The organism is Acetobacterium sp. MES1, assembly GCF_002237635.1.
Classification (GTDB): Bacteria; Bacillota; Clostridia; order Eubacteriales; family Eubacteriaceae; genus Acetobacterium; species Acetobacterium wieringae.
Genome location: NZ_MJUY01000013.1, coordinates 275,408 through 299,617, shown reverse-complemented (window position 1 = coordinate 299,617; position 24,210 = coordinate 275,408). Strand labels below are relative to the sequence as shown.

The 24,210-nt window shown below is 44.3% G+C and carries 21 protein-coding genes and 1 pseudogene; 4 read left to right on the top strand and 18 right to left on the bottom strand.

Going from position 1 to position 24,210, the window contains the following annotated elements; all coding sequences use genetic code 11:
• The first annotated feature begins 199 nt into the window (after positions 1-199).
• From BI182_RS05405 to BI182_RS05395, 3 genes are all read left to right on the top strand, one after another.
• Positions 200-793, top strand: coding sequence for an MBL fold metallo-hydrolase (locus BI182_RS05405; RefSeq protein ID WP_070370785.1), 594 nt, complete (start codon positions 200-202; stop codon positions 791-793).
• Between the two features lie 59 nt (positions 794-852).
• A complete protein-coding gene (locus tag BI182_RS05400) occupies positions 853-2,187 on the top strand; it encodes an MATE family efflux transporter (RefSeq protein ID WP_250934154.1) in 1,335 nt (444 codons plus the stop codon).
• Positions 2,188-2,318: 131 nt separating this feature from the next.
• On the top strand, positions 2,319-2,762 hold the full coding sequence (locus tag BI182_RS05395) for a hypothetical protein (RefSeq protein ID WP_286806030.1): 444 nt from the start codon (positions 2,319-2,321) through the stop codon (positions 2,760-2,762).
• Between the two features lie 432 nt (positions 2,763-3,194).
• On the opposite strand, the gene BI182_RS05390 is transcribed toward BI182_RS05395, so the two are convergent.
• The 10 genes from BI182_RS05390 to BI182_RS05345 all read right to left on the bottom strand — a co-directional run bounded on the left by BI182_RS05390 (position 3,195) and on the right by BI182_RS05345 (position 18,392).
• Positions 3,195-3,689, bottom strand: a complete 495-nt coding sequence (locus BI182_RS05390) for a DUF2798 domain-containing protein (protein WP_286806028.1) — start codon at positions 3,687-3,689, stop codon at positions 3,195-3,197.
• A 242-nt stretch (positions 3,690-3,931) separates the two neighbouring features.
• On the bottom strand, positions 3,932-4,369 hold the full coding sequence (locus BI182_RS05385; protein ID WP_070370781.1) for a flavodoxin: 438 nt from the start codon (positions 4,367-4,369) through the stop codon (positions 3,932-3,934).
• 340 nt (positions 4,370-4,709) lie between these two features.
• Complete coding sequence (locus BI182_RS05380) at positions 4,710-5,204, bottom strand: GNAT family N-acetyltransferase (RefSeq protein WP_286806025.1); 495 nt, start codon at positions 5,202-5,204, stop codon at positions 4,710-4,712.
• Positions 5,205-5,432: 228 nt separating this feature from the next.
• A complete protein-coding gene (locus tag BI182_RS05375) occupies positions 5,433-6,101 on the bottom strand; it encodes a cobalamin B12-binding domain-containing protein (RefSeq protein WP_070370779.1) in 669 nt (222 codons plus the stop codon).
• 317 nt (positions 6,102-6,418) lie between these two features.
• Positions 6,419-6,751, bottom strand: a complete 333-nt coding sequence (locus tag BI182_RS05370; RefSeq protein ID WP_286806022.1) for a zinc ribbon domain-containing protein YjdM — start codon at positions 6,749-6,751, stop codon at positions 6,419-6,421.
• A 137-nt stretch (positions 6,752-6,888) separates the two neighbouring features.
• On the bottom strand, positions 6,889-11,805 hold the full coding sequence (locus BI182_RS05365; protein ID WP_286806021.1) for an AAA family ATPase: 4,917 nt from the start codon (positions 11,803-11,805) through the stop codon (positions 6,889-6,891).
• A 42-nt stretch (positions 11,806-11,847) separates the two neighbouring features.
• Entirely contained in the window at positions 11,848-12,969 is a 1,122-nt protein-coding gene (locus tag BI182_RS05360) for a response regulator (protein WP_070370774.1), read from the bottom strand.
• A gap of 153 nt (positions 12,970-13,122) precedes the next feature.
• Complete coding sequence (locus tag BI182_RS05355; protein ID WP_286806018.1) at positions 13,123-14,706, bottom strand: diguanylate cyclase domain-containing protein; 1,584 nt, start codon at positions 14,704-14,706, stop codon at positions 13,123-13,125.
• Between the two features lie 116 nt (positions 14,707-14,822).
• On the bottom strand, positions 14,823-16,661 hold the full coding sequence (locus BI182_RS05350) for an ABC transporter ATP-binding protein (RefSeq protein ID WP_286806016.1): 1,839 nt from the start codon (positions 16,659-16,661) through the stop codon (positions 14,823-14,825).
• Between the two features lie 3 nt (positions 16,662-16,664).
• Positions 16,665-18,392 (bottom strand): ABC transporter ATP-binding protein, encoded by a 1,728-nt coding sequence (locus BI182_RS05345; RefSeq protein ID WP_286806014.1) that lies wholly within the window; start codon positions 18,390-18,392, stop codon positions 16,665-16,667.
• Positions 18,393-18,759: 367 nt separating this feature from the next.
• On the opposite strand from BI182_RS05345, the gene BI182_RS05340 reads away from it, so the two are divergent.
• Positions 18,760-19,209 carry a hypothetical protein gene (locus BI182_RS05340; RefSeq protein WP_286806012.1) on the top strand — a complete coding sequence of 150 codons (450 nt, stop codon included), beginning with the start codon at positions 18,760-18,762 and terminating at the stop codon, positions 19,207-19,209.
• Between the two features lie 33 nt (positions 19,210-19,242).
• Here BI182_RS05340 and BI182_RS05335 read toward each other — a convergent pair whose 3' ends face one another.
• From BI182_RS05335 to BI182_RS05300, 8 genes and pseudogenes are all read right to left on the bottom strand, one after another.
• Positions 19,243-19,743, bottom strand: coding sequence for a DUF2798 domain-containing protein (locus tag BI182_RS05335; RefSeq protein WP_070370771.1), 501 nt, complete (start codon positions 19,741-19,743; stop codon positions 19,243-19,245).
• A gap of 188 nt (positions 19,744-19,931) precedes the next feature.
• Positions 19,932-20,441 (bottom strand): ferritin-like domain-containing protein, encoded by a 510-nt coding sequence (locus tag BI182_RS05330; RefSeq protein ID WP_148638579.1) that lies wholly within the window; start codon positions 20,439-20,441, stop codon positions 19,932-19,934.
• A gap of 278 nt (positions 20,442-20,719) precedes the next feature.
• A complete protein-coding gene (locus BI182_RS05325) occupies positions 20,720-21,457 on the bottom strand; it encodes an SDR family oxidoreductase (RefSeq protein ID WP_070370769.1) in 738 nt (245 codons plus the stop codon).
• A gap of 82 nt (positions 21,458-21,539) precedes the next feature.
• A pseudogene (locus BI182_RS05320) lies at positions 21,540-21,632 on the bottom strand (cupin domain-containing protein); the annotation flags it as partial.
• Between the two features lie 61 nt (positions 21,633-21,693).
• A complete protein-coding gene (locus BI182_RS05315) occupies positions 21,694-22,014 on the bottom strand; it encodes a carboxymuconolactone decarboxylase family protein (protein ID WP_286806008.1) in 321 nt (106 codons plus the stop codon).
• Positions 22,014-22,499, bottom strand: a complete 486-nt coding sequence (locus BI182_RS05310; protein ID WP_286806006.1) for a flavodoxin — start codon at positions 22,497-22,499, stop codon at positions 22,014-22,016. Before BI182_RS05310 ends, BI182_RS05315 begins: the two co-directional genes overlap by 1 nt.
• Before the next feature lie 47 nt (positions 22,500-22,546).
• The gene (locus BI182_RS05305) at positions 22,547-23,686 is read right to left on the bottom strand and encodes an aldo/keto reductase (RefSeq protein ID WP_286806004.1); all 1,140 of its coding nucleotides are present in this window, start codon (positions 23,684-23,686) and stop codon (positions 22,547-22,549) included.
• Between the two features lie 91 nt (positions 23,687-23,777).
• On the bottom strand, positions 23,778-24,194 hold the full coding sequence (locus BI182_RS05300; protein WP_286806002.1) for a cupin domain-containing protein: 417 nt from the start codon (positions 24,192-24,194) through the stop codon (positions 23,778-23,780).
• Between the last annotated feature and the right edge of the window lie 16 nt (positions 24,195-24,210).

The window sequence follows — 24,210 nt, the reverse complement described above, 5'->3', positions numbered from 1 at the left end:
TTTGTTATTGCGCAATTTTTTGCCAACCAACTTTATCAATCGAGTTCTACCATCGTATTCTTCTTAAATTCCTTTGACAAAACCAATTCATAGCGATAAACTGAAAACAGTAGCCTTTGTATTTGGCACTGAATCGGTATTTGCAAAATAATTGAGGTACTTAAATCGACTAAATATTTTTATATAGGGAGAAATTCTAATGGGAAAGTTGTTTTATCAAGGCCACGGTAGTTACCGTCTTGTTTCAGATCAGGGGATTGTAATCTATGTTGATCCATTTGCCGGATCAGGCTACGATCTACCAGCCGATATTGTTTTGATCACCCACGAACATCCCGACCATAATGATTTGTCTCTATTACGCCAAAATCAGGGATGCGTTGTCATCAGACCGGAAACGATCCTGATTAATGGCGTTTATGGTACCCGCTCACTTCATGAAATTGTTATCCAGGCCGTGCCTGCCTATAACTCCGGACATGATAAAAACAAGTGCGTGGGTTATCTGATCGTCCTTGATGGCATTAAAATCTACGCTTCCGGTGATACATCCACCACCGCCTATATGCAAGACGTTTTATCCAAAGAAGCCATTGACTACGCCCTGCTACCAATTGACGGCTTTTACAATATGGATCCTCAGGAAGCATCTGCATGTGCGGCAGTCATCGGAGCCATCCATAGCATCCCCATCCATATGAAACCGGGGTCTTTGTTTGATCGTAAGCTCGCCGAAACCTTTGTTGCCAGAGGTCGCCTGATTCTTGAACCCAATGACGAAATAAAACTGTAAATTTTTAAGGAGGTAGTGCAATCAAACCGATCATTAGAGAACGATCCTTTTATAAACTAGTGGCTACCATTGCCATTCCCATCACCCTACAAAGCCTGATCACCATTGGTGTGAACATGACCGATACGATGATGGTGGGCGCTCTGGGCGAGGTGCCATTGTCTGGTGCCGCTCTGGCCAATCAATTCATTATGGTTTTTCAAATCTGCTGCATGGGCATTGGCATGGGTGCTTCGGTGCTCACCTCCCGTTTCTGGGGAATGAAAAACCATGCTGCTTTAAAAAAATCGATTACCATCATGTTACGGATCTGCCTTGGTTTTGCGCTAATCTTTTCGCTTGTAACCTTTTTTGCGCCTGAAACGATCATGCGTATTTATACAACTGATGCAAAAATTATCCAAGAAGGTGTGCGCTATTTTAAATGGGCGGTTCCCTGTTATCTGCTCTTAGGTCTGTCACTGACATCCACCATTGTGCTACGCAGTGTCGGGCAGGTGCGACTCCCCTTAATTTCGTCGGTTTGTGCATTTATTATCAATATTTTCTTCAACTATTTGTTTATCTTCGGGAATTTAGGAGCCCCCCAGATGGGTATTGAGGGTTCTGCCCTATCCACCCTAATTGCCCGATTTTTCGAATTCTCATTTATTTGCGGTTATTTATTTTTTGTTGATAAAAAAATAAACTACCGGCTCAGGCATCTCTTTATGCGCTGCCGGGATATCCTTAAAGAATACGTCGAGATCGCTATTCCGGTTCTGGTCAGCGATATTTTACTGGCCCTTGGCAATAATGCGGTGGCGATGGTGATCGGCCGGTTGGGCGTCAGTTTCGTCTCGGCCAATGCCATTACCCTGGTTCTACAGCAGCTCAGCACGGTATTTATTCAAGGTATTGCCAACGCCAGCGCCATCATAACCGGCCACACCCTGGGTCGCGGTGATGAAGAAGCCGCCCAGCAACAGGGAATCACCTTTTTATATCTGGGCATTGCGGTTGGCATCGGTGGCGCCATCCTTATCTGGATCACCAGCAAACCGATGATTGGTCTTTACACGCTGACCCCAGAAACCCAACAAATTGCGTCTCAGCTGATGTTTGCCATCGGTTTTATTGTGATCTTTCAGTCTGCCAACAGCATCCTGACCAAGGGGGTTCTGCGCGGCGGCGGGGACACCCGGTTTTTAATGGTAGCAGATATTATTTTCTTATGGGTGGCCTCAGTGCCACTGGGCGCCTTGGCCGGTTTGGTCTGGCACCTACCCGCCTTTTGGATCTATACGCTGCTTAAAATTGATCAGGTGATCAAAGCGATCTGGTGTATTTACCGATTGAAGAGCCGAAAATGGATTAAAAAAATTGCTGCTGCTCCTATCAGTCAAAATCATTAAAAACTCCCCAATATATTAATAGTCATTTCATCACAAAAGTGATAAAATAAAACAATTATCGATTGGCGTTCTATACTTATTAATGGTTTTAATAAACTAAATAATCCCTATCAGAAATGGAGGTAACCATCTTGCGAATTACCAGAGACGACTATCATGGCCGAACAAAAATAACGAAAAAAGAAAAAAAAGAACCGCTTAAAGAGGCACCCGCTGAATCTCCAGCGCCGTTAGAAGCCCCAACATCTGCAAAAGCGCCTTTAAGCACCTCGACAAATCTTCCCCAGCCAAATAAAAACAAGGTCGATTTATCGGTAAAGTTATCAGATACTGAAATTAAAAAGCAGTTATCGATATTGGCCGAAGAAACCATGCACCAATTATCGGAAGAAAATAAAACTCTCAGGGATGTTGAAGATATCTATCTTATTTTTAAAGGTCAGATGATGGTCATTAACAAGTGCCGCTTACTCACTGTCAGCGAACAGCAGGAACAGAACGCCCAGGTTTATGCCTGTTATTATAAAAAGAAATTTGAACTGACAAAACTGGAAATGAAAAAAAAGATGGGCTGATTTTTTTCAGTTTTGCCAACCAATATTATCAAGAATTCGTATCTGAAAAGAAACAAAAACCATGGAGCATGATTGGCTCCATGGTTTTTTGTTGTAGGTCTTTCTTATCGATCTGGAATCGTTTCGGTTATTAAATAGCTTGTCATAGATATGGACCCCAATGTGCGTGAATCATTAAAAACGGTGATTGTCCTATCTCTATCTGATGCGCCTAACCCCGGGTAAATTCATTATTTTCAACTGCATTCATGGGCGAACCATGACTAACAAACACTACCGGCATTTTGGTATCCATTTTATTTTCCTCCAACACGTTCAAACTATATCCAAACCTAAACAGAACCGAATCTATCGTTTTGATTATATCACTATTTAATGTTTTTCATTGGTAATTTAAAATTTAATAAGAAAAACCTCTGGCATTCTGAAAACCTATATTTCCGTTGCTACTTTTGAGGGCATCACTGACAATTGTTTTTTAAACAAGATTCGGAACGTAAAACGGACAAATGGACCAACATAGAACAGCTGGATACAAAGCGCAAAGGGGAAATTTTGAACCAACTTAGGCAACCATAACAGAGGAATCTCACTAACAAAACCATGGTGCAGAATTGAAACATATAGTGTCATAATCGGAGCCATCAAACAAACCGTACATCCAGCCATGGCGATGGTAATAAAAATCGCTTTATCAATATCTGGTTTGAACCAGCTCAGCACCTTTTTCTGAACAATCGGCCCTACAATGTACCTTTGGGCGATAAATGCTCCTACGACCTCTGGCCACATCCCCAATAAAGCATTGAGAAATGTCACATAGCTAAATCCAAATTCTAATACCATGTTGTATACAGTCATGCAGTACACCATCGTCACTACCATAATTATGGTAAATATAAGCTCTTGAAACTTTGTTTTCGGCATAATTCTCTCCTTTTCAAAATAAGTTTTAGAACGCAAAAAAACGAGCCGCGTGATCAACTGGCTTTACATGATCATTCACTACTCGTTGCATAGAAATTATATCATTTATTATCTAAACGTGTCAACTTTGGCCGTCTCAAATTTCTGAAAACTAATAACTGTCGGCTTTATTTTTTCAACAAAAAAACTCGCAGCAAATAAGGACATATGTCCTATTGCCGCGAGATTTTAAACTATTTTACTCAGATACTGCTTGAAGTCAGCCGTTTACCTAAATCTCGGCAGGCTTCCAGGCCTTCTTCATCCGGTGTATCATTGATTTTCAAACCATCATCCACCAGATTAGCTCCCGTTTTCTTCATTCGTTCTTCCCATTCATCCATCCATTGCCCATCGCCCCAATCGTAGGATCCAAACAGCGCTAACGGTTTTCCTTCAAGGTTTTCTTTTTCCAATTCCGTAACAAAGGGTTCCATTTCCTGTTCTTCCAGTTCTTCGGCCCCCATGGAAGGGCAACCCAGCGCAATGGCATCACTACTTAACACTTCTTCGATACTGGCTTTATCGACGCTGACAATCTTGACCTCCGCACCGCCTGCCTCTGCTCCGGCGGCAACTGCTTCAGCCATTTCCTGAGTATTTCCGGTTCCACTCCAATAAACAATTGACACTTTTTTCATTATAAATTCTCCTGATCTGAATAATTTTTGTTAAATTATTTTTAATTTAACAGACATTATTTGTGATCATTTCCAGGGTTTCTTTCCATTTTAGCGTCATCCCGTCCTCCACTTTTTATGTCAGGGATCACCAATACACAAAGAAAGTTGGCCCCTGCATTTGTTAGTTTTTTCTAACATATTAGCAGCAATTTTTACTCCTGTCAATCCTTTTAAGTATTCTTTAATCACCTGGATTGGTCGGATTTTTAAAAATTGACAAAAACCAAGCGCAAAAGCAAAACTGATTTCACACTGAACCATTACTGGTACGAGAATTCTAATTATTCTTTACTACGCCTCACGAGGCGGCCAACTCAAGCAGGGTATCCCCGGTAATCCGATAAACCGTCCATTCATCCATGGCTTTTGCCCCTAGCGAAAGGTAAAAGTCGATACTTGGCTGATTCCAATCCAGACACCACCATTCCAGACGACCACACCCCCGTTTCACAGCTATTTTGGCAAGCTGCGTAAGAATTGCTTTGCCATAGCCATGTCCACGGTAGTTCGGCAGTACATACAAATCCTCCAGATATAGCCCAGCCTGGCCCAGAAAGGTTGAAAAATTATGAAAGAATAAGGCAAAACCAATTTCTACTCCATTCAACTCCGCAAAAATGACCTCAGCCGTTTTCTTTTCAAACAGCCATTCCGTTAAGCCTGCTTCGGTGGCCACAACCTGATCAAGCATTTTTTCATAGCTGGCCAACTCCTTGATAAAATAAAGAACCAAACCTACATCCTCTTTTTCTGCCTCTCTAAAGGTTAGCTCTGAGTTTAATTCACTTTTCATTTTCTGTTCCTTTCATAAAATGGTTCTCAAAGAAATCCGAATTCGTACTGAGTGACATTTATGGAAACGCATTTGTTTTTAAACCATTATTATCTATTTTCTTACTGTTATTCTAGGTTGTATTATACTACAAATATTTTACGGCAACATCAATTTTCCGACTTTGAGAGGGCATAAAAAGAGGCGTTATAAGCGAAGTAATCCTTCGTCACTATAACACCCCATGCTTTATCCAACTAATTTATTTAAACCCCAAAGTGCATCCCCGGCCATCCATTGTTGACAAATCTTTACACCTTCTGCTGCATTGGCAGTATATCCGTCAGCACCAATTTGTTGGCCGATTTCTGCAGTCACAGGATGTCCACCAACAATTATTTTGGCCGTGACCCCTGCTGCTCTTAAGGCGGTGATGGTCGCTTCCATCGAGTCAATCGACATGGTTAGAATCCCACTTAACCCAATGATTGCAGGTCTGCAATCTTTGGCTTTCTGCACAAAATATTCAGGATCAACATCAATTCCCAAATCGACAACCTTAAAGCCAGCCGCTTCTGACATTATTTTAAAAATATTTTTTCCGATATCATGCAGATCGCCATAAACGGTTCCCAAAACAATCGTTCCCGACACCTTGGCTTCAGTCTCCCTTAAAATTGGCTTTAGCCGATTAACGGCTTCTGTTAATAATTCCCCTGCAAAAATTAAATCCGCAACAAAGTACTCCCCTTTTTCGAAAAGCGCTCCGACCAAGCCCATACCACTCTGACAAGCTGTGACAGCTTCGCGAACTTCTAGTTCAGAGGGATTCTCCGCAATAAAATCATCGAGTAAATCCATCACCCTTTCTTCATCCAAATCGCCGACTGTCCGTGTTAAAATTCTTAAATCCAGCACTCCAATAACCTTCCTTACTGCGTTTTATGCCTAATTTAGCTTTCATCAATTAAAGAGGTGATCGCATTGATAACTTTAATGTATAGCAATAAGCATGCCAACTTTTTAATATTAAAAACTTCAACAAAATGACGATTTCATCGCGATTCTAAAAATTCACTCTGACGATTCGATTGCCACAAGTGAAAACCTGCTTTCTTTTTTTTCATTCCTGAAAACAAAAAACAAACCGATTTTAACACTAAATCAGTGAAATCGGTTTGCTTTGCTTGTTGTAGTCTTTCTTGATCTGATCACTTATTTATGATTGTGAGTCATTATGCTTTTTTGACAAATTCGGATTTTAAAAACATTGCTCCGAACCCATCAATTTTACAGTCGATGTTATGATCACCGTCGACCAGCCGGATATTCTTCACCTTGGTTCCCTTTTTGAGATCCTGGGAACTGCCCTTCACTTTAAGGTCTTTAATTAAAATAACCGTATCACCATGATTTAAAACATTTCCGTTAGCATCCTTAACGGTGAGTTCGCCTTCGCTGGTTGATGTCAGGGTCCATTCATGGGCACATTCCGGACAGATCAACAGTTCTCCATCGGCATAGGTATATTCAGAATTACATTTCGGGCAATTTGGTAAATTTTCCACGCTTTATTCTCCATTCATTATCTTTTTATGGTTTGAGCTATTCATGTTATCATACTCTTCGACAATTGACAAGTAAGCCGGATCGCCGATCTGAACTATGATCTGCTTTGTTTGGCGGTTGTTTTTTGAATTTCTGGTTAATCATAATGCTGGGTAGCTTGCGTCATCCGTGCCATCGGGATCTGTATTACTGCCCGGGTTCCGCCGCCCGGCATTCTGTTTATTTCCAAGCCATGACCGTACAACCGCACTAACCGCATATTGATATTTTTTAAGGCCACCCCTGTGCTGTCACTGCCGTTTTGGCACTTTTCAAAGACATCCTCGGGAATACCAACACCATTGTCGATAACACTGATGATCACAAAATCCGCACGGCGGTGGGCTGAAATTTTAAGAGTTCCACCATTTTTTTGCGCTGACAAACCGTGCTGCACGGCGTTTTCAACCAAAGGCTGAATCACCAGTGGCGGCAGCAGACATTTTATCTGGTCTTCAATATCATAAATAATATTTAGTCGTTGGCCATACCGAGCTTTCTCGATAAATAGATAGGCTTCCACCAGTTCTAGTTCCTTTTGGAGAGTTACAAGCTTATCCCGATTTTTAAAATCAAAGCTGCCCCGCAGGAAGGCACTGAGATTTGCCAGTAAATCCCGGGTCATCTGGGGTTCATCCAGGGAAAAAGCGGCAATGGTATTGAGGGCATTATAAAGAAAATGCGGTTTGATCTGCGCCTGTAAAAAGGCAATCTCCGATCGCAATAATTCTTCGGTGGAACGATGCAGCGCCTCTTTTGTGGCGATCAGGTTCGTAAACAACTGCACGTTTCGAAGCGAAATTGAAAACTGAGCAGCCAGCAATTGCAGAATCTCAACCTGGCTGTCAGTAAAAACCGCTTTGGCCAAATTGTTTTCAAGATATAAGATGCCGGTGATCAACCCCTGATTTTTAATGGGTAAACCAATCAGGGATTTCGTTTGGTTTTTTTGAATATAGGCATCTTGTTGGAACTCCCCTTGTCCACTCGCATCGCTTAGCACCACCGCTTCGCCGGTATGAATACAGAAATTAATCACCGCCTGGGGTAGCATCTTGGCAGCTTGCTTGAGGGCAACCGACTGTAAAACGTTTATATCGTTCTCGCCTTCTAAAAACGTTGCATCGATCTTCCAGCCCTGTTCATCCTTTAAGAGTAGCATGGCTTTTTGAGCTCCGGAATTCTCCACCACAATTTTCATGATTTTTCTTAATAAATCGGGAAGTTCGACTTCTTTTGTAACCGCCTGATAGGCACTGGTAATGGCAATCAAGTCGATGGGGGGGACGGCCAGCTTTTCCGCCAGCGCCATTTCATTGCTGGCAAGCTTGAGCAACCCTTCGTATTTCTTTGCCAGCTGCCTGACTTTTGCCCTTGCCCCCCACCGCTGATAGCCCCGGAAGGCTTCGGTCATAAAAAACCCGGCCTGCCGCTTCATGCCGTGCGCTAAAAACATTTTGGCGGCCAGTTCATTGACCAGCGCTTCATCCCGAAGAAAGCCGTTTCGGGCCGCCGTTTCGGCGGCCAATTCGTAGTATTGAAGCGCCTGATCCTTTTTCTCTTCAATCCGGGCCAGTTCAGCCTGCAGCAAATATTGCAGATGTTGAAAGTTTTCCGGACAATAGCTTGACCAGGCCTTTACATATTTGTATTCACGCTTTAGTCGCTGGATTGCCTTTTTCCGTACTTCCCCCTTCATCCCAGCGAGGTTAGCTGCGACTACCAGAAAGTTGCAGATGCGACACTCCACCACATAGGGGGTTCCGGCATGATATTTCAGATATTTATCGGATACTGCCAGATAGTCCAGGGCTTTTGCATAATCATCATATAAATAATGAATATACATCTTTTCTTTATAATAAACACCGAGGCCGGATAACGAATTTGATTCCCGCAAATTTTTAAGACATTGCTCTTCACTGCCGATGATTCCCATACCGCCATTTTGTTCCTGGGTCTGTTGGGATACTCCCAGCGAGAATTGATGATCCGTTAAACCCAGGTAGTTGAGCCTGCGATTAATAAACATAAACGACATGCTGTAACCGTACTGGTTGTTGGTCTGTTTGATTAACGACACCTGTTCCATCGCTTTTTGGGTTAATTCGGTCAAATCCCGATTCGCCTTGAAGGCATACATAAAGGTTCCGGCTAAAACCACCTGATAATGATCGCCATACCGCAAAGCATCTTCCATAGCTTTTTTAAACCACTGATCCACATCCTGAAAAGATTCACTCCAGGCATAGCCTAAAAAGCCGTAGGCAAATAAAACCCCAGCCCGATACTTGGCCCGGTCTTCCGTTTCAACCAGCTTAAGCGCCAATTTGTGGAATTGATAGGAGCCCTTCAAATCCCCCATTACCGCCAGCAACACCCCATAGCCGGAATAAATCGAAGCTGCTTCCTGGCTGTTTCCATATTGAAGGGTCAGACTCAAACTCTTTAAGGTTGAGAACAGAAACAGGTTAACATTGCCGCCGTTATAGGTCACACTGTTTAACTCACTCATAATCCGGATCATCAGTTTGACGCGATCATTTTGCAGCGGCGGCGCATATAAGAGTTGCTCGGTATTTTTCCCCAGCAGCCGGCCCTTGACCAGCGCCAATTCTCTTATAATCAGATGAAAGCCCGGTTTAAAGGGCAAGCGAATTCCCAGTAGCCGTAAACCAAGAACCCCATAGTTGATCACCTGATCCAATTGTCCTAGATACCGATATAAAACACTCTGCATCAACCTTATTTCAGCCTGGTCAATGGCCGTTTTGGCATGCTTCATCAGCATCTCAATCTGAGCTTCGGCCAATGGGTATTCTTTATTTAAATAGGCGCATTCCGCATAGGTCTTTATCAGCTCAAAAGTAAGCGGATAGTCCGCTTCCCAGGGGTTATCCGGCAACAGACTGATTGCCGTTTCAATGTACTGCCGGGCCAGCGAAAAGGAGGTGGCGGTTTTGGCCTTTTGGGCAGCCCACAAATTTAATCGCAACACCATTAAGCGTTCCTGCGTGTCATTAATCAAGTCCAGCCCTTCATTTAAATGACAGACGATTTGAATCGCCTGATCCGCTACCTGCTCCGGCGGCAAGCTCTGCCAGATCTTGTTACCAATTTTTAAATGCAGCTGCTTTTTGCTTTCCGGTGGAATCAGGGCTTCACAAGCTTGCTGAATTCGGTCGTGGGCAAATCTGAAGGTCTGCCCCGCCTCTCCCAGATAAAATTCGTAGTAATTATTTTCCGGGATAATAATTTCCCGATCAATGGCTTCCCCCAGCTGATTAAGGATCGCCTGCTCATCCAGATTCAAAACCGCCATCAACAGCTTTACATCAAATGCGGCGCCAATTAAAGCCCCTGCTTTTAACAAGTCCTGGGTCTTTGGTGGCAATTTTAGAATTTGCCCAATCATAAAGTCAACAATATTATCACTGATGGCACACTTCTCGATTTCGTCCTCGTCCCATTCCCACTGATGGTTGTCCTCATTGTAATAAATGTACTGGCTGGTATGCAGGTGCAGTAGTAGATTTCGGACAAAAAAGGGGTTTCCCTGAGTTTTCTTGTGAATGACCCTGGCCAGCACGTCTGCTTGATCGGGATGGCAATGGACGGTATCGCTAATAATCCGGGCAACATTCCCCTGATCCAGCGGCTTGACAATGATTGTCGCCGCCTGATCCGATTTTTTTAATTCCTCAAGGCAACGATACAAGGGATGATTTTGCTGAATTTCATGATCCCGATAACCAATGATCACCATCAAGCTGTTCATATCATCAAGGGTCAGCAGATATTTGATCAATTCGACGGAAGACTGATCACACCACTGAAAATCATCTAAGAATACCGCCAATGGTTGTTCTTTTTTTGCGAAGGTTTTAATAAAATTGCCGAAGGTCGTTAAAAAACGGTTGCGGTTCTCGGTTGGCTCCAGTTCTTCCACTGCATCCTGATCGCCGATGATCAACCGCAGTTCCGGAACCAGGTCAACGATCAATTGACCATTATTATTTAGTGCTTTTAGCAACCGTTTTTTCCACTCTTCCAACATCAAATCCGATTCCTGCAACAGGATTCGGACTAATTCTCTGGTCATCTGGGTAAAAACATAATAGGGGGTATTGACCTGCAAGGGCTCCGCTTTTCCGCTGGCAAAATAAACGTTCCGTTCCGCTGCGGGCCGAAAAAGCTCTTTTATCATCGCCGTTTTTCCCACACCGGCAGCACCGCCTACCAGCAGGATTTGTGAAACCCTTACCGAAGCCTGCTCAGCGAGCTGCCGGATTATGGCCCTTTCTTTTTCCCGGCCATAGAGTTTTTGCGGCAGCCCAAATTTATTTGACCAATCATCCCGTCCCAGCGCAAACTCTTCAGCCCTCCCGGACGCACTGATTGCCTCTATGGCTCGCTTCAGATCACTGATTATTCCGGTAGCACTTTGATAACGCCGTTCCGGTTCTTTTTCCATTAATTTCAGGATGATCTTTGACACCGCCCTGGGGATAGCCGGATTAAGATAATCGGGCGCCACCGGTTTTCTGGCAATGTGACAATGCGTCAACTCCAACATACTATCCGCCGTAAATGGTTTTTGCCCGGTGATTAATTCATACATCGTCACCCCGAGGGAATAATAGTTTGAACGATAGTCGACGGTTCGGCTTATTCGTCCCGTCTGTTCTGGTGAAATATAGGCAAACCGGTCTAAATCAAGAAATTCTTTTCTGGAGATTGTTATTTTTTTAGGCATCTGCATCGTTGTCATATCATTATGATCCACCGCTGGTTTTGCCATAAAAATATCGGGACTCACAAAAGCAAGAATCTGATTTTTTTTATGAATGTCTTCAATCGCTTTGATCATTTCAACAAATAACTTTAAAACGGCTGATAATGTATCCTTTGAAAGCGGTTGCTTGCCGCTTCTGATGCTTTTCAATAGTTGGCTGTCAAAATTTGCCAATCCCTGACGGTTCAGCTGACTAAAGCCAGGCTTTTGCTCCTGCATGTATCTTGCCCCCATAATTTTTACTTCTTTGACATTCCCTCTTTAAGCTTGTTCAAATGCTGAGTAAGGATTTGAAATCAATGTTTTCATATCAATATTTTCCCATGATTCGGCTTCTTTTTTAACATTCTGATAATGGGCAAGCGCCGCTTTTTTATTATTCAGCAAAAAATAAACCGCAATGATTTTTACATGAATCGAGGCATTAAAGGGAAAATTCTTGGCCAATTTCTTTAAATAAAGCAAGGCCGACTCAAATTTCTGTTTTAGAACCTCGGTTTCAACAATCTTTTCCATCAGCTCCAGATAACAAAGTTCCAATTCAGCCTGTCTTCCTGCTGCCCATAGATATCCATTATGCATTAAATAACCTTCCTGATACAACTCAATGGCCCGTTTTTGCTCTTCCAGATTGAATAGGCTGGCTTTAAATTGTTTATATAAGTCCAAAAATTCATCATAATCCCAATGATCCGGCCGCCATGTCAGGGCGCACTTGCCGCCATCTTTGCGGCTGCTATAAATGGCATTATGCAATCCAAAATGATCCAGATCCTTGCGCAATTGGTAAAGCGTTGTATAAAAAATAGATTGCGCCCGTTCGGTATCCCGATCATACCAGAGTTCTTCCATGATGTTTTCTTTGGAAACAGCATGGCCCTGTTGATGAATTAAAAAAGCCAAGAGTTCTTCCGCCTTGGCCGTCCGAAATTGCATCGTTTCGCCCTGCTCCGAAACCACCGAAAATCGTCCGAATGAACGAACTGACACATAACAATGCTTTTGGGGGCGACCTTGTTCTGCCCGTCTTTTTTTATAGCGCATCAAGGTTTTGTTGATTCGATCTGCGGTTAAGGGCTTTAAGATATAATCAAAGGCTTCAATTTCAAAGGCATCGACCGCATAGCTGTCGTAGGCGGTAACAAAGACAATTGCCACCTCTGGTTTGATTTCGTTGATTCGCCCGGCCAGTTCAAGCCCCAGCATCCCCGGCATTTTTATATCCAGAAAGATCAAATCGACATCAAGCATCGGTAAGGCTTCCATCAGCTCATCCTGATCGGAATAAGAGCCGCATACGTTTACCCCGTCACATGTTTTTAAAACACTTTCGGCTATTTTTAGAGCTGGTAGCTCATCATCTACAATTATTACTCGAATCATTGGTCCATTCTCCCTTAATGTGTTCTTTGTTAATCATATCATATTTTTTAGTTTTTATGTGATGGCGTCGCAAAAACTAGTCTAAAACCGCTACATATAAATGGCATTGAAGGTGATCCGTTTCAGTGTTTCAAACCAATCGATTGGCCTCGCTTAACAGGGCTGGTCGTCATAAAAAACCACTTGATTTCGGCCCGCTTTTTTTGCTCCATATAAAGCTTCGTCAGCCTTTTGATAGAGAGTCGCAAACGAACAGTCCGGCAATTTCTGATTGGTTACCACGCCGATGCTGATGGTAACCCTTTCTTCAAGAATATCGGCGGTTTCTTTTTGAACCATCATAAGAATGTGCTGGATAATCGCCTGGGTTCGTTTTTTGCCACAATCCATCAAGGTCAAGCTGAACTCATCACCGCCAATGCGGCCGATCAAATCATCTTTACGAATGCACTGCTTGATGGCCTCCACAACTTTCAGAATCACGACATCCCCGACAGGATGGCCGTAACGATCATTGACCGACTTGAATTTATCGATATCGATGACCATAAATTCCGCCTGAACCGAGCTGGCCGCATTGACATAGTCAATATAGGCATGCTTGTTGAGGATCTGAATATGACGATCCATCTCCGCCTGACGTTTCAGCATCAGCTTTTCAAGTCTGAAATTAGTCACATTGCGGATAACCGATACACTACCGGAATAATGATTGCGGTCACTGATAAAATGATGCTGATCAATTTCGTAATATAAGCTGTCGCCTGAATCATTTTCCAGTTCGATTTCAAGCGTCCCGTTTTTGCGCTCATCCAGAGCCTTTTGCCATAAGGGCTGGGCCTGCAAAAAGGCAGTATATTCGCTATAATCATAGCGATTCCGGTTTTGAAGCGCAGATTTTTTGTGACCCGGTGGAGCCTCTTTTTCGGTCAGCTGCCCAAAAAATCGTTCTGCCGACTGATTCACTTCAACAATCTCTCCCGCTGCCGATAAAACCACAATCCCATCCGGCAGGGAATTGATAATCCAATCCTTTGCCAGCGGAGCAATCTTTAAAAAATCATACCGATAAACACTGTAGGCAATAAACAGGTTGGGAATTAAAAAGATCACCGACATCGGAAACACTTCCTCGTATCCGGTCATCAGGTAATTTTTAACAATTAACAGCACCAAAGCCAGGGTAAATCCAATCAGAATGTAAAAAACCTGTTTCTGTCCGCTTTTAACAATCCGGATTTGAAACAGCATCAGAATAACGATGGAAGCAAACATCAGAGCAAAACGCAACAACACAAACATGTTTCCTAAAAATGTCAGTTCAACAACCAGATCCCATTGCCCATTTATTTCTACAAACTCCACCGATTTCCGGATCAGGTCGTGGCTCGGATTGGTAAAGGTCAAAACAATCCCAAGCAGGCTGAGCAAGGCTGCCAGCCACACCAAATATTTCAGAAAGCGGTTATTATTTTCGGTATATTCTATCACAAACCAGAGATTCGCCAGCGGAATAAATGCCATCCCTATCTGAATAAAATTTCGCCAGAAGACCTTTTCTTCATAGCTTTGGGCAAACATGCTAATCGTGGAACCTGCCACCCATAACAAAAGCAGGGCCATCGAGCATAAAAATGGCAACCCGCCTTTTTCGCTGCGATGCCGGTAACTGACCAAGACTAAAAAAAGTGTTACCAGTATCGTCGCAATATTAATGATTAAGACTGTCTGTTTCATATGTTCTCATCGCTTCCTGAATTGGCTTTTATTTTGAAGGTTTTTATGTATTGAATAAAAAAAGGGGGGATCCCCCTTTTGAGTTTGTCGCCTGCCAATATTTCAATCAGGCAATATCAGCCCGCCTCTGGCGCACCGGCAAATTGACTCTCATACATCTGCCGATAAAAGGTTTCACCGGCCAGGAGCCCTTTGTGGGTTCCTTTTTCAATGATGTCGCCATCCTTCATCACCAGAATCATATCTGCTGATTTGATGGTCGACAGACGATGGGCAATGACAAAGCTGGTTTTTCCCTCCATGATTTTAGCCATAGCATTCTGGATTGCCACTTCGGTTCGAGTATCGACGCTGGAAGTCGCCTCATCCAGAATCAATAGGGTCGGATTAACCAGCATCACCCGGGCAATCGTCAACAGCTGCATTTCTCCCTGGGACAGGCTGCCATCTTCACCAGCAATCACGGTATCATATCCTTGTGGCAGGGTCCGGATAAAATGATCACACCGGGATGCCGTAGCTGCTGCGACAATCTCCTCCCGGGTGGCATCCATTTTGCCGTAGGCGATATTTTCAGCAATGGTTCCGTTAAACAACCAGGTATCCTGGAGAACCATTCCCACGATCTTTCGCAACTGGCTTTTTGACAGCTCCTGAATATCGGTATCATCAATCAGAATACGCCCGCCATTTAATTCATAAAACCGCATCAGTAGATTAACCAGTGTCGTTTTTCCGGCCCCGGTTGGACCGACAATGGCCACCATTTCATTGGGTTTCACCGACAAACTGACGCCCTTCATCAGCATTTTTTCGGGGATATAACCAAACTGTACCTCCTCAAAGGTCACTGCTCCCCGGGTTTTGGGCAATTCTTGCAGCGTGGAGTGATCTGGCCGCTCTTCTTCCTCATCCAATACATCGAAGACCCGCTCCGCTGATGCCATCGCAGACTGGAAGGAATTAAGAAAATAGGAGGCTTGGGTAATCGGCTCGGAAATCTGGTTGACATACTGCAAAAACGCCTGGACAATCCCAATGGTCATGGTATTATTGACAACCAGAATCCCGCCGACAATCGCCGTCATGACAAAACCCAGCTGGGTTAGAAAGCGAATCACCGGATAAATGGCAAACATCACAAACTGGGCTTTTTTATTGGCTTCATATTGGCGCTGGCTGATGGCTTTAACTGTTCCCCGCACTGCTTCCTGACGATTAAAGGTTTTGATGATCAGATTCCCGGTGTACAGCTCTTCGATTTGACTGTTTAATTCCCCTAACGCCGACTGATTATCCAGAGCCACCTTGAAATTCTTAGCTGAAATCCATTTAGTAACGACTACACTGATAGACATGGCCAACAGAATCAACACCGTTAAAAAAACATTGAGCGACAACATCACCACGATACTGACTGCAATATTGACCGTACCATTAATAAACTGGAGTAACCCGGTTTTTAATACTTCTGCCACCCGATCCAGATCATTGGTGGTTCTGCTTAAAAGATCGCCGGTCTGGTGGGAATCATAGTAGCGCAGCGGCAGCCTGGTTATTTTTTCACTGATTTTCTGGCGCAGGGAAAGTACCAGCTTTTCACCCACACTGGCCATGGTATACTCTTGCACAAACGAGAAACAGGCACTAAGTAAATAGGCCGCTGCCAGCAGCATCAATGGCACACCAATAATTTCTGCCAACTCGGAAAAGCCTCCGCCGGGGCCGTTTACCCTTAAGTTGTCAATCAGAGCATCGATGGCCCATCCCATAATCAGTGGGGTCACAGCAAACAAGCCAATACTTAGCAGTGTTGACAAAATAATCAATACTACAGCAACTTTTTGCTCTAAAAGCAAAGCGATTAGTCGCTTAATGGTTTTTCTGGTATTTTGGGGTGCATCCGCCATTTCCGGGTCTAACCCTGATCGATCTTGTGTATTTTTTTCATCCATGACTTAACCCTCCCTTTTAACCTGAGAATCTGCAATTTCCCGATAGAGACTACAGTCTCTCAGAAGCTCTTCGTGACGGCCAATTCCCGCAATGCTTCCGTTATCCAGCACAATGATCTGATCCGCATCCATGATACTGCTGATGCGCTGAGCCACCACTATCAGACAGGCATCTTTCATAGCCAGTTTCAGTTCACTTCGCAGCGCCGCATCGGTTTGATAATCGAGTGCTGAAAAGCTGTCATCAAAAATATAAATGGGTGCTTTTTTTACCAGCGCCCGGGCAATACACAGACGTTGCTTTTGTCCGCCTGAGAAATTGCTGCCACCCTGGGCCACCGGACTCTGATATCCAGCTTCCAGCGTTGTAATAAAGGCCTCTGCCTGAGCAATTTTAACCGCCTGCCGTAAATCCGCATCAGTGGCATCGGGCTTACCAGTGCGCAAATTTTCAGCAATGGTGCCACTAAACAAAAATGCTTTCTGAGGGACATAACTGATGGACTCCCGCAGATCGTGCTGGGTCATTCTTCGGATATCATTTCCCGCCACCAGAATCTGACCTTCCTGAATGTCATAAAGGCGCAGCATTAATGCCGCAATGGTACTTTTACCGGAACCCGTCCCCCCGATAATGGCCGTGGTTTTTCCGGCTTCACAACAGAAGCTGAGGTTTCTCAAAACCGGTTCTTCCGCCCCCTGATAAGAAAAACTGACGTCATTAAAGACGATTAGCTTGCTGCCCTTTACGCTTGGCGATGCTACTGCTTCCCGATCATCGGCTATCTCAGGCGCTGTATCCAACACCTCGCTGATCCGTTCCAGACAGGCAATCATCCGGGGTACCATCACAATAACCATCGCCGACATCATTAAGAACATCAGAATAATCACGGTATATTGCATCACTGCCATAATGCTGCCGATCTGAGTGGTGGCCTGCAACACCAGATATCCACCAAACCACACCACCGCCACCATGGTAATCCCCATAATTGCCCACACCATGGGATTAAACATTGCAAAAATCCGATTGAGGTGAATCACATTGTCGGCATAGGCCACAAAGGTATCATCTGAGCGTTTCTGTTCATAGCTGGTATTATCAAAAGCCCGGATCACCCGCACCCCGACAACCGATTCCCGAACAATCCGATTCACCCGATCGACCCGTGCCTGAATGGTTCGGGAAACCGGGCTGGCTTTTTTAAAAAGAACCAGAATCAGAATCATAAAAATTACCATTGCCGCCAAAGGAATATAAACCAGCTCCATGCTGACCATCCCCGTCATCACCACAGCAGCCACCGCAATAAGCGGGGTTGGTAAAATCAATTGGGTGATCATGATCATGGTCTGTTGAATAATGGTAATATCCCCGGTGGCCCGGGTAATCATCGATGCTGTTCCGAATTGATTAAACTCGCTGATGGAAAGAAACTGAGTTTTGTCAAAAATCAGCTCCCGCATGTGTTTGCCGGTTAGTGATGCCAGATCGGCACACAGATAACTGCTCCAAAGCGAAATGAGGGCCGTGATTCCGGCTGCTGCCAACATCTCCAGACCAATCCAAAGAATGGTGTCAATGTCTTTTTCCATGATGCCCACGTTGATAATTTGCGCAACAAAAAACGGAACCAATAAAATTCTAAACACCTGCATCAATGTTACCAGGAAAATCACCCCCAGCATCCCTTTTTTGCTTTTTAGAAATGTGATTAAATGATTCATCTCCAAACTCCTCCCTTTTTACCCGAAGGCCTTGAGTAGCGATATTGCTATTTTTGCTTTATCATCATATTTAAAATTTCTACCCCCTATTTATTATTATATTTATCCAGATTAAACCGAATTTGAACAAAAACCTTATTTGCGTCCCGACGCTCCGAGCGTCCTTGCTTCTTTATGTTTAACCGAACAAATCAAGGGTATCAGAATAAGGCGATGCGGTAATGCTAGCCAATCTTATTTCAAGGACATGAACTCATGAGTAAAGTAAAAGAAACACGTCTGCCTTATCTAAACAATAGTCACTCCAACACCAACTAAACACTCTGCTCCCCGGGTTACTTATTTTCAACAGCTGTTCAATAATTGGATGACCGACTTTGGGTTAAATATGTTCCGGGGGCTGATTATCGGCACCACCATTGTGACTGACGACAATTTTGTCCTGATCGCCCCCACCCTGCTGCGCAGTGTGGATACAACCGGTTTTATCTCTGGGGTCATTGTCACCTTTATGACCGTCCCCTCCGTTTCCCAAGAAATTATTTTTTCGGTTGACTCCGGGAAGACCAAACCACTGACAGAATCAAATCCCTATGTCGCCTGGCTGCCCAAAAACCGTTGGCTACTGACTGTCGTTCTCTGCCTGCCGATCATTGTTCTGACCACCATCGTCTATTATGTGGTCATGAGCTTTTTCGGATTTGAGTCCCTGAATTTTTTCCAGTTTTTCTTTATCCGAATCGCTTATACAACCATGCTGGTGAAGGCGCTGGTTCCGCTTATTATGTTTCGCTACTTGCAGCCCCATGCGGTTTAAGCTCGGCCAAACAACACTCCATAAATTTTATAATCAGAAGCTTTCCGTATCCAATCGGCCATCTTTAATCTGATGCAATTTTACCATTACCAGTCTGGCCAACGGCTGGGCAATCAACGCTTCCACGGCAAATGAAATCGCATAATTTCGAGGCCATTTATAAAAAAACGAGCTAATTGGCTCCATGCTCACTTGCCGACTGCCGATCCAGGTACCGATGACTGTCAGAAAGATTGACATCAGGAAAACACTGCATAAAATATTCGCCAACATATGGGCAGAAAAACTGTCCTCTCTTGCGACAATCTTGCTGGTTAGCCAACTGGCCGGTTTGTAGGTCATTAACACCAATGCAATCACGGTTATCCAGATCAGCGGCATAATTCTAATCGCCTGGGCCCACACATCCATCCGAAAGCCAACTTCAAAACAGGTAATCAGCGGCGCAATGATGTTCACCGAGATGACTGAGATCACCGCCATAAACAAGGCAAACTCTTTTTTGCTTCGTGGCAATTTCATGTAAAAATCCATAAGCCATTTCCTCATTTCTTAATTTTTGAAATTCCGGCAAAAAAAAAAGCGCAAGACCAAAGTTGATCTCACGCTGAACCATTATACGCGCTAAAATTTCAATGCTTGTATTATACCCGAAGTAAAAACATTTTGTAAGTGAATTTTTTATTTTTTAAATTCGATCAGCCTGTTACAATACCCTGTTTTTAGCGACCAACTGCTCTTTCAAACGCTGCCAGATGACTTTCAGAAGCCAGCATTAGCGATTCAAAGACAGTTCGCACATTTTGAGGCAGGTCTTCAGCCAAAAAGCGCTGATACATATCAATGTTCATGATTTCTGCATCTACTCCGACCTGGTAGCTGGCTTTTAGCGAATCGGGAAGGACCACGTCAGCGGCGGCATCATTTACCGGGACAGCGAACCCTGACGCTTCAAACAACGGCAGTAAGGCGCTGATATGCTTTTCCTCAGCTTTCACGATGTTTTTATACGGCTTTACCGAACCATAAACGCTGATAATTTTTGCATATTCGGCCTGGGCTGCATATTCATCCTGAATGGCATAGGTCAACATTTCTTCCAGGGTGTAGCTGTCATCTGCCAGAGCCGCTGCAGATCCTTTTGAAACCTCTGCAGCCATAACATTGGCGGTAGCGAATAGAATCGACAAGACAAGGGCAGTAATTGACAGTAATTTAGCTTGTTTTTTCATACGACTCAACTCCTTAATCGTTTTTTCTATAGAAACATCTTAAGCCGATTCTGTGTCAAATCGATGTCAAAACGACTAATTTTGAAATTATCTTAAGCTTTCGTTCGTTTCGGCCTTGGATGAAACGATTGAAAAATTCACTTGCACCATGGAACATATCCGGCCTGGCCCATGACCTCCCATTCTGGAATGATGACATCAGACATACTTATTTATCTAATCGACAACCGAGGGCCCTACCGGATCATCACGACGATCATCCAATTCGAATTGATAAACTAGCCCCGATATTCCCAGTTCCAGTCGCCATGATAGATCATCCGTTTGTTCATCCCGCCATCAATGGTAATGGTTTCTCCGGTAATAAAGCTTTGCCCGATCAGAAAGAATACCATTTGAGAGATGTCGCTGGGATTTCCCACCTTACCAGCCGGGATCGCTGCCTTATCGGTTTGGCTGTGATCCTCCCGACCGTTTACTTCAATCCACCCCGGGGCAATGCAATTGACGCGTACCGCTGGCCCCAGTGAGATCGCCAAGGCATGCGTCAGGGCGACAATCCCGCCCTTGGCACTGGCATAGCTTTCGGTATCCGGCTCTGATTGAAAGGCCCGGGACGAGGCAATGTTGATGATATGACCCTGGTTTTTTATGAGCTGATCCCGGCACAGGCGGCTCAGTTCATAGGGTGCTTTAAGGCCCACTGAGAGGACATAGTCAAACATTTCATAGCTTAAATCGGACAAAATCCCTTTGTTTCCCTGACAGGCATTATTAACAAGCACATCAATTCGCCCAAGCTTCTTCATGGCAAAATCCACAAATGCTTTCAGACTTTTGGGATTGGCCACATCGCCATAAAAGTAAAACAGCTTGGCGTACTGGGCTTCAAATTCCCGGGACAAGGCTTCATCAAAATCCATAAAACAGACCTGATCCCCCGCCTCAAGAAAATCCAGACAAATCTGTTTTCCAATTCCATGTCCACCCCCGGTAACAAGAATTCCTCTATTCATCGCAAACCCCTTTCGATTCCTATATTTTTTTATTATATCACAACCCATAAAAATGTAATCCGTGGTTGATTACGCTCATGATTTACAATTGATCATAGACCACATCGGTTACCGGCTCCAGCCACTCATTGCTGGCACCTTCCTGGGGGACGGATAGCGACAGATGGGCAAATGCCGATACGTGTTCCAGTTCGTATTTTTCCATTTAATTTTCCTCTCGCTGAGTGTTTAAATGACTAAGCTTCATAAACTTCTTTGGCCAGAGCAAAGGTGGCCCAGGCATTGGGCCAGCCGACATAAAAGGCCAGGTGGGTAATCATTTCCGCCATTTCCTCGGCGCTGACGCTGTGATTTTGGGCATTGAGTATATGATACTTAAGAGAATTATCAAAAATCCCCTTGGTCATCAAAGCGGTTACGGTAATCATGCTGCGATCCCGTGCCGATAATTGATCCTCCCGGGACCAGACCTCGCCAAAGAGGACATCATCATTCAGTTCTGCAAATTTAGGAGCGAATTCGCCGAGGGCATCCCGGCCTGCTGTTTGTTTTTTCATCACTCCACCCCCAGTTGATTAACCCATTCGACCATCTCATCCTTTGACATTCTTGTGTTAAGCAGCCCGCCCTCTTTGATAATCGTTGTTGCTGACATACTGCCTTTCAAGTTTTCAATAGTCTTGCCAAAGCCGCTGCCCCCGGAGGTGGCAAACAGCACAACGGTTTTGCCGGAGAAGTCGTAACTCTCCAGAAACGTGTTGATCAGATGCGAGGCCACATACCACCAGATGGGAAACCCGATGAAAATAACGTCATAACTTTCCACATCCGCATTTTTATCCGCCAGCTCCGGTCGTGAGGCCGGATCATTCATCTCCAGGCTACTGCGACTCTTTTTGTCGTTCCAGTTTAAATCAGCTAATGTATAAATAACAGCCGGTTTAATTTGATATAGATCTGCCTTGACAGCCTCTGCTAACATCTTGGCAACCTGTTCCGTTGCGCCGCTGGCTGAAAAATAGGCGACTAATTTTTTGCTCATGCCAAAATTCCTCCTAACAATATTTTTTTAACTATTTTGTAACCGCATCACCAGGCCGGATCTTCGTCAAGCATCTTCTGGAAATCTTTCAGGGCTGCGGGAATGTCGATATTCTGGGGACAGACCTGTTTGCACTGGCCGCATTCAATGCAGGCACTCGGACGTTTGTCCTCAGCCATTCCGGCAATGGCCATAGGCGCAATAAAGCCCGGCTGGAACTTGTGGTCATTGTAATGATGCAACAGGGTGGGGATATCCAACTCCTGGGGACATTCCGCACAGCAGTATTTACAGCCCGTGCAGGGCAGCATCGTCAGCATACCATCTCTTATTTCTTCGACTACGGCCAATTCTTTTTCGTTCAGCGGTTTTGAGTCCTCAAAGGTTTTTAAATTGTCTTGTAGCTGTTCCCGGTTTGACATTCCGGATAAAATCATCTTGATGCCGGAGAGGCCCTGTAAAAAACGGAAAGCCCAGGCGGCTGTGCTTTCATTTGGTCGCAGTTCACGGAGCTTATTGGTGTTTTCTTCTGAAAAACTGGCCAGAGCTCCACCCCGCACCGGTTCCATCACCCAGATCGGGATGTTTTTGGCGACCAGCATTTCATAAATTTCATTGGCCTTCTGCAATTTCCAGTCCAGATAATTGAGCTGAATCTGGCAGAATTCCATGTGTTCACCATAGCGTTCCAGAAAACGCTCAATGGTAGGTTTCAGACCATGGGTCGAAAAACCCAGATGCTTGATCCTGCCGTTTTTCTTCTGCTCAATCAGGTACTCAACAATGCCCCAGCGCTCATCAAAATACACCTCGATGTTTCGTTCGTAGACATTGTGGATCAGATAAAAATCAAAATAATCAACACCACATTTCTCCAACTGTTCCTCAAACTGCGCTTTTACATCCCAGCTTTCCCGAACCTCATAGCCGGGGAATTTGCTGGCCAGGTAAAAACTGTCCCGGGGATAATTTTTAAGTATTTCTCCCATCGCCCGTTCCGAGTCTCCACCGTGATAGCCATAGGCGGTATCAAAGTAGTTTACCCCATTTTTAATCGCAACATCGACCATCTGAGCCGCTTCTTCCTGATTAACCGGGGCAAAAAAGCCTTCTCCGATGGTGGACAGGCGCATGCCACCAAAACCCAGCGCCGACAATTTTTTATCTTTAAACTCCTGATAAATCATTTTTTCCTCCAATTTCTAAATCGCAAACTTTTTTTATCGCTTTATTGTTGATGATGAATCGATTAACCCCTCGTAACTGATGGTTCTGTTTTTACTGGATTTTCAGTTTGTTATACACTTCATCAGTCACCGGTTCCAGCCATTCATTGCTAGCCCCTTCAACTAAAACCGATAAGGAAAGATGCGCAAAGGCTTCGTTGCTCACGGCCCCATGCCAATGCTTAATTTCCGGTGCAATGTAAACCACTTCGCCACTGTTTAAAAGCCGGGCATCCTTTCCCGCTTCCTGATACCAGCCACGGCCGCCAATACAAATCAGGATCTGGCCTGCGCCATGATGGATGTGCCAATTGTTGCGACACCCTGGTTCAAAGGTGACATTATAAATCCCCACCTCTTTGTCATTTAAGAGACTTAGATAGCTTTTACCAATAAAATAGGGGGCAAACGCCAGATTTTCCTCACCTAATGCGAAATCGGATACCTTTTCCAGTGCTTCTTTTTCCATAATCTCGCTCCTTTTT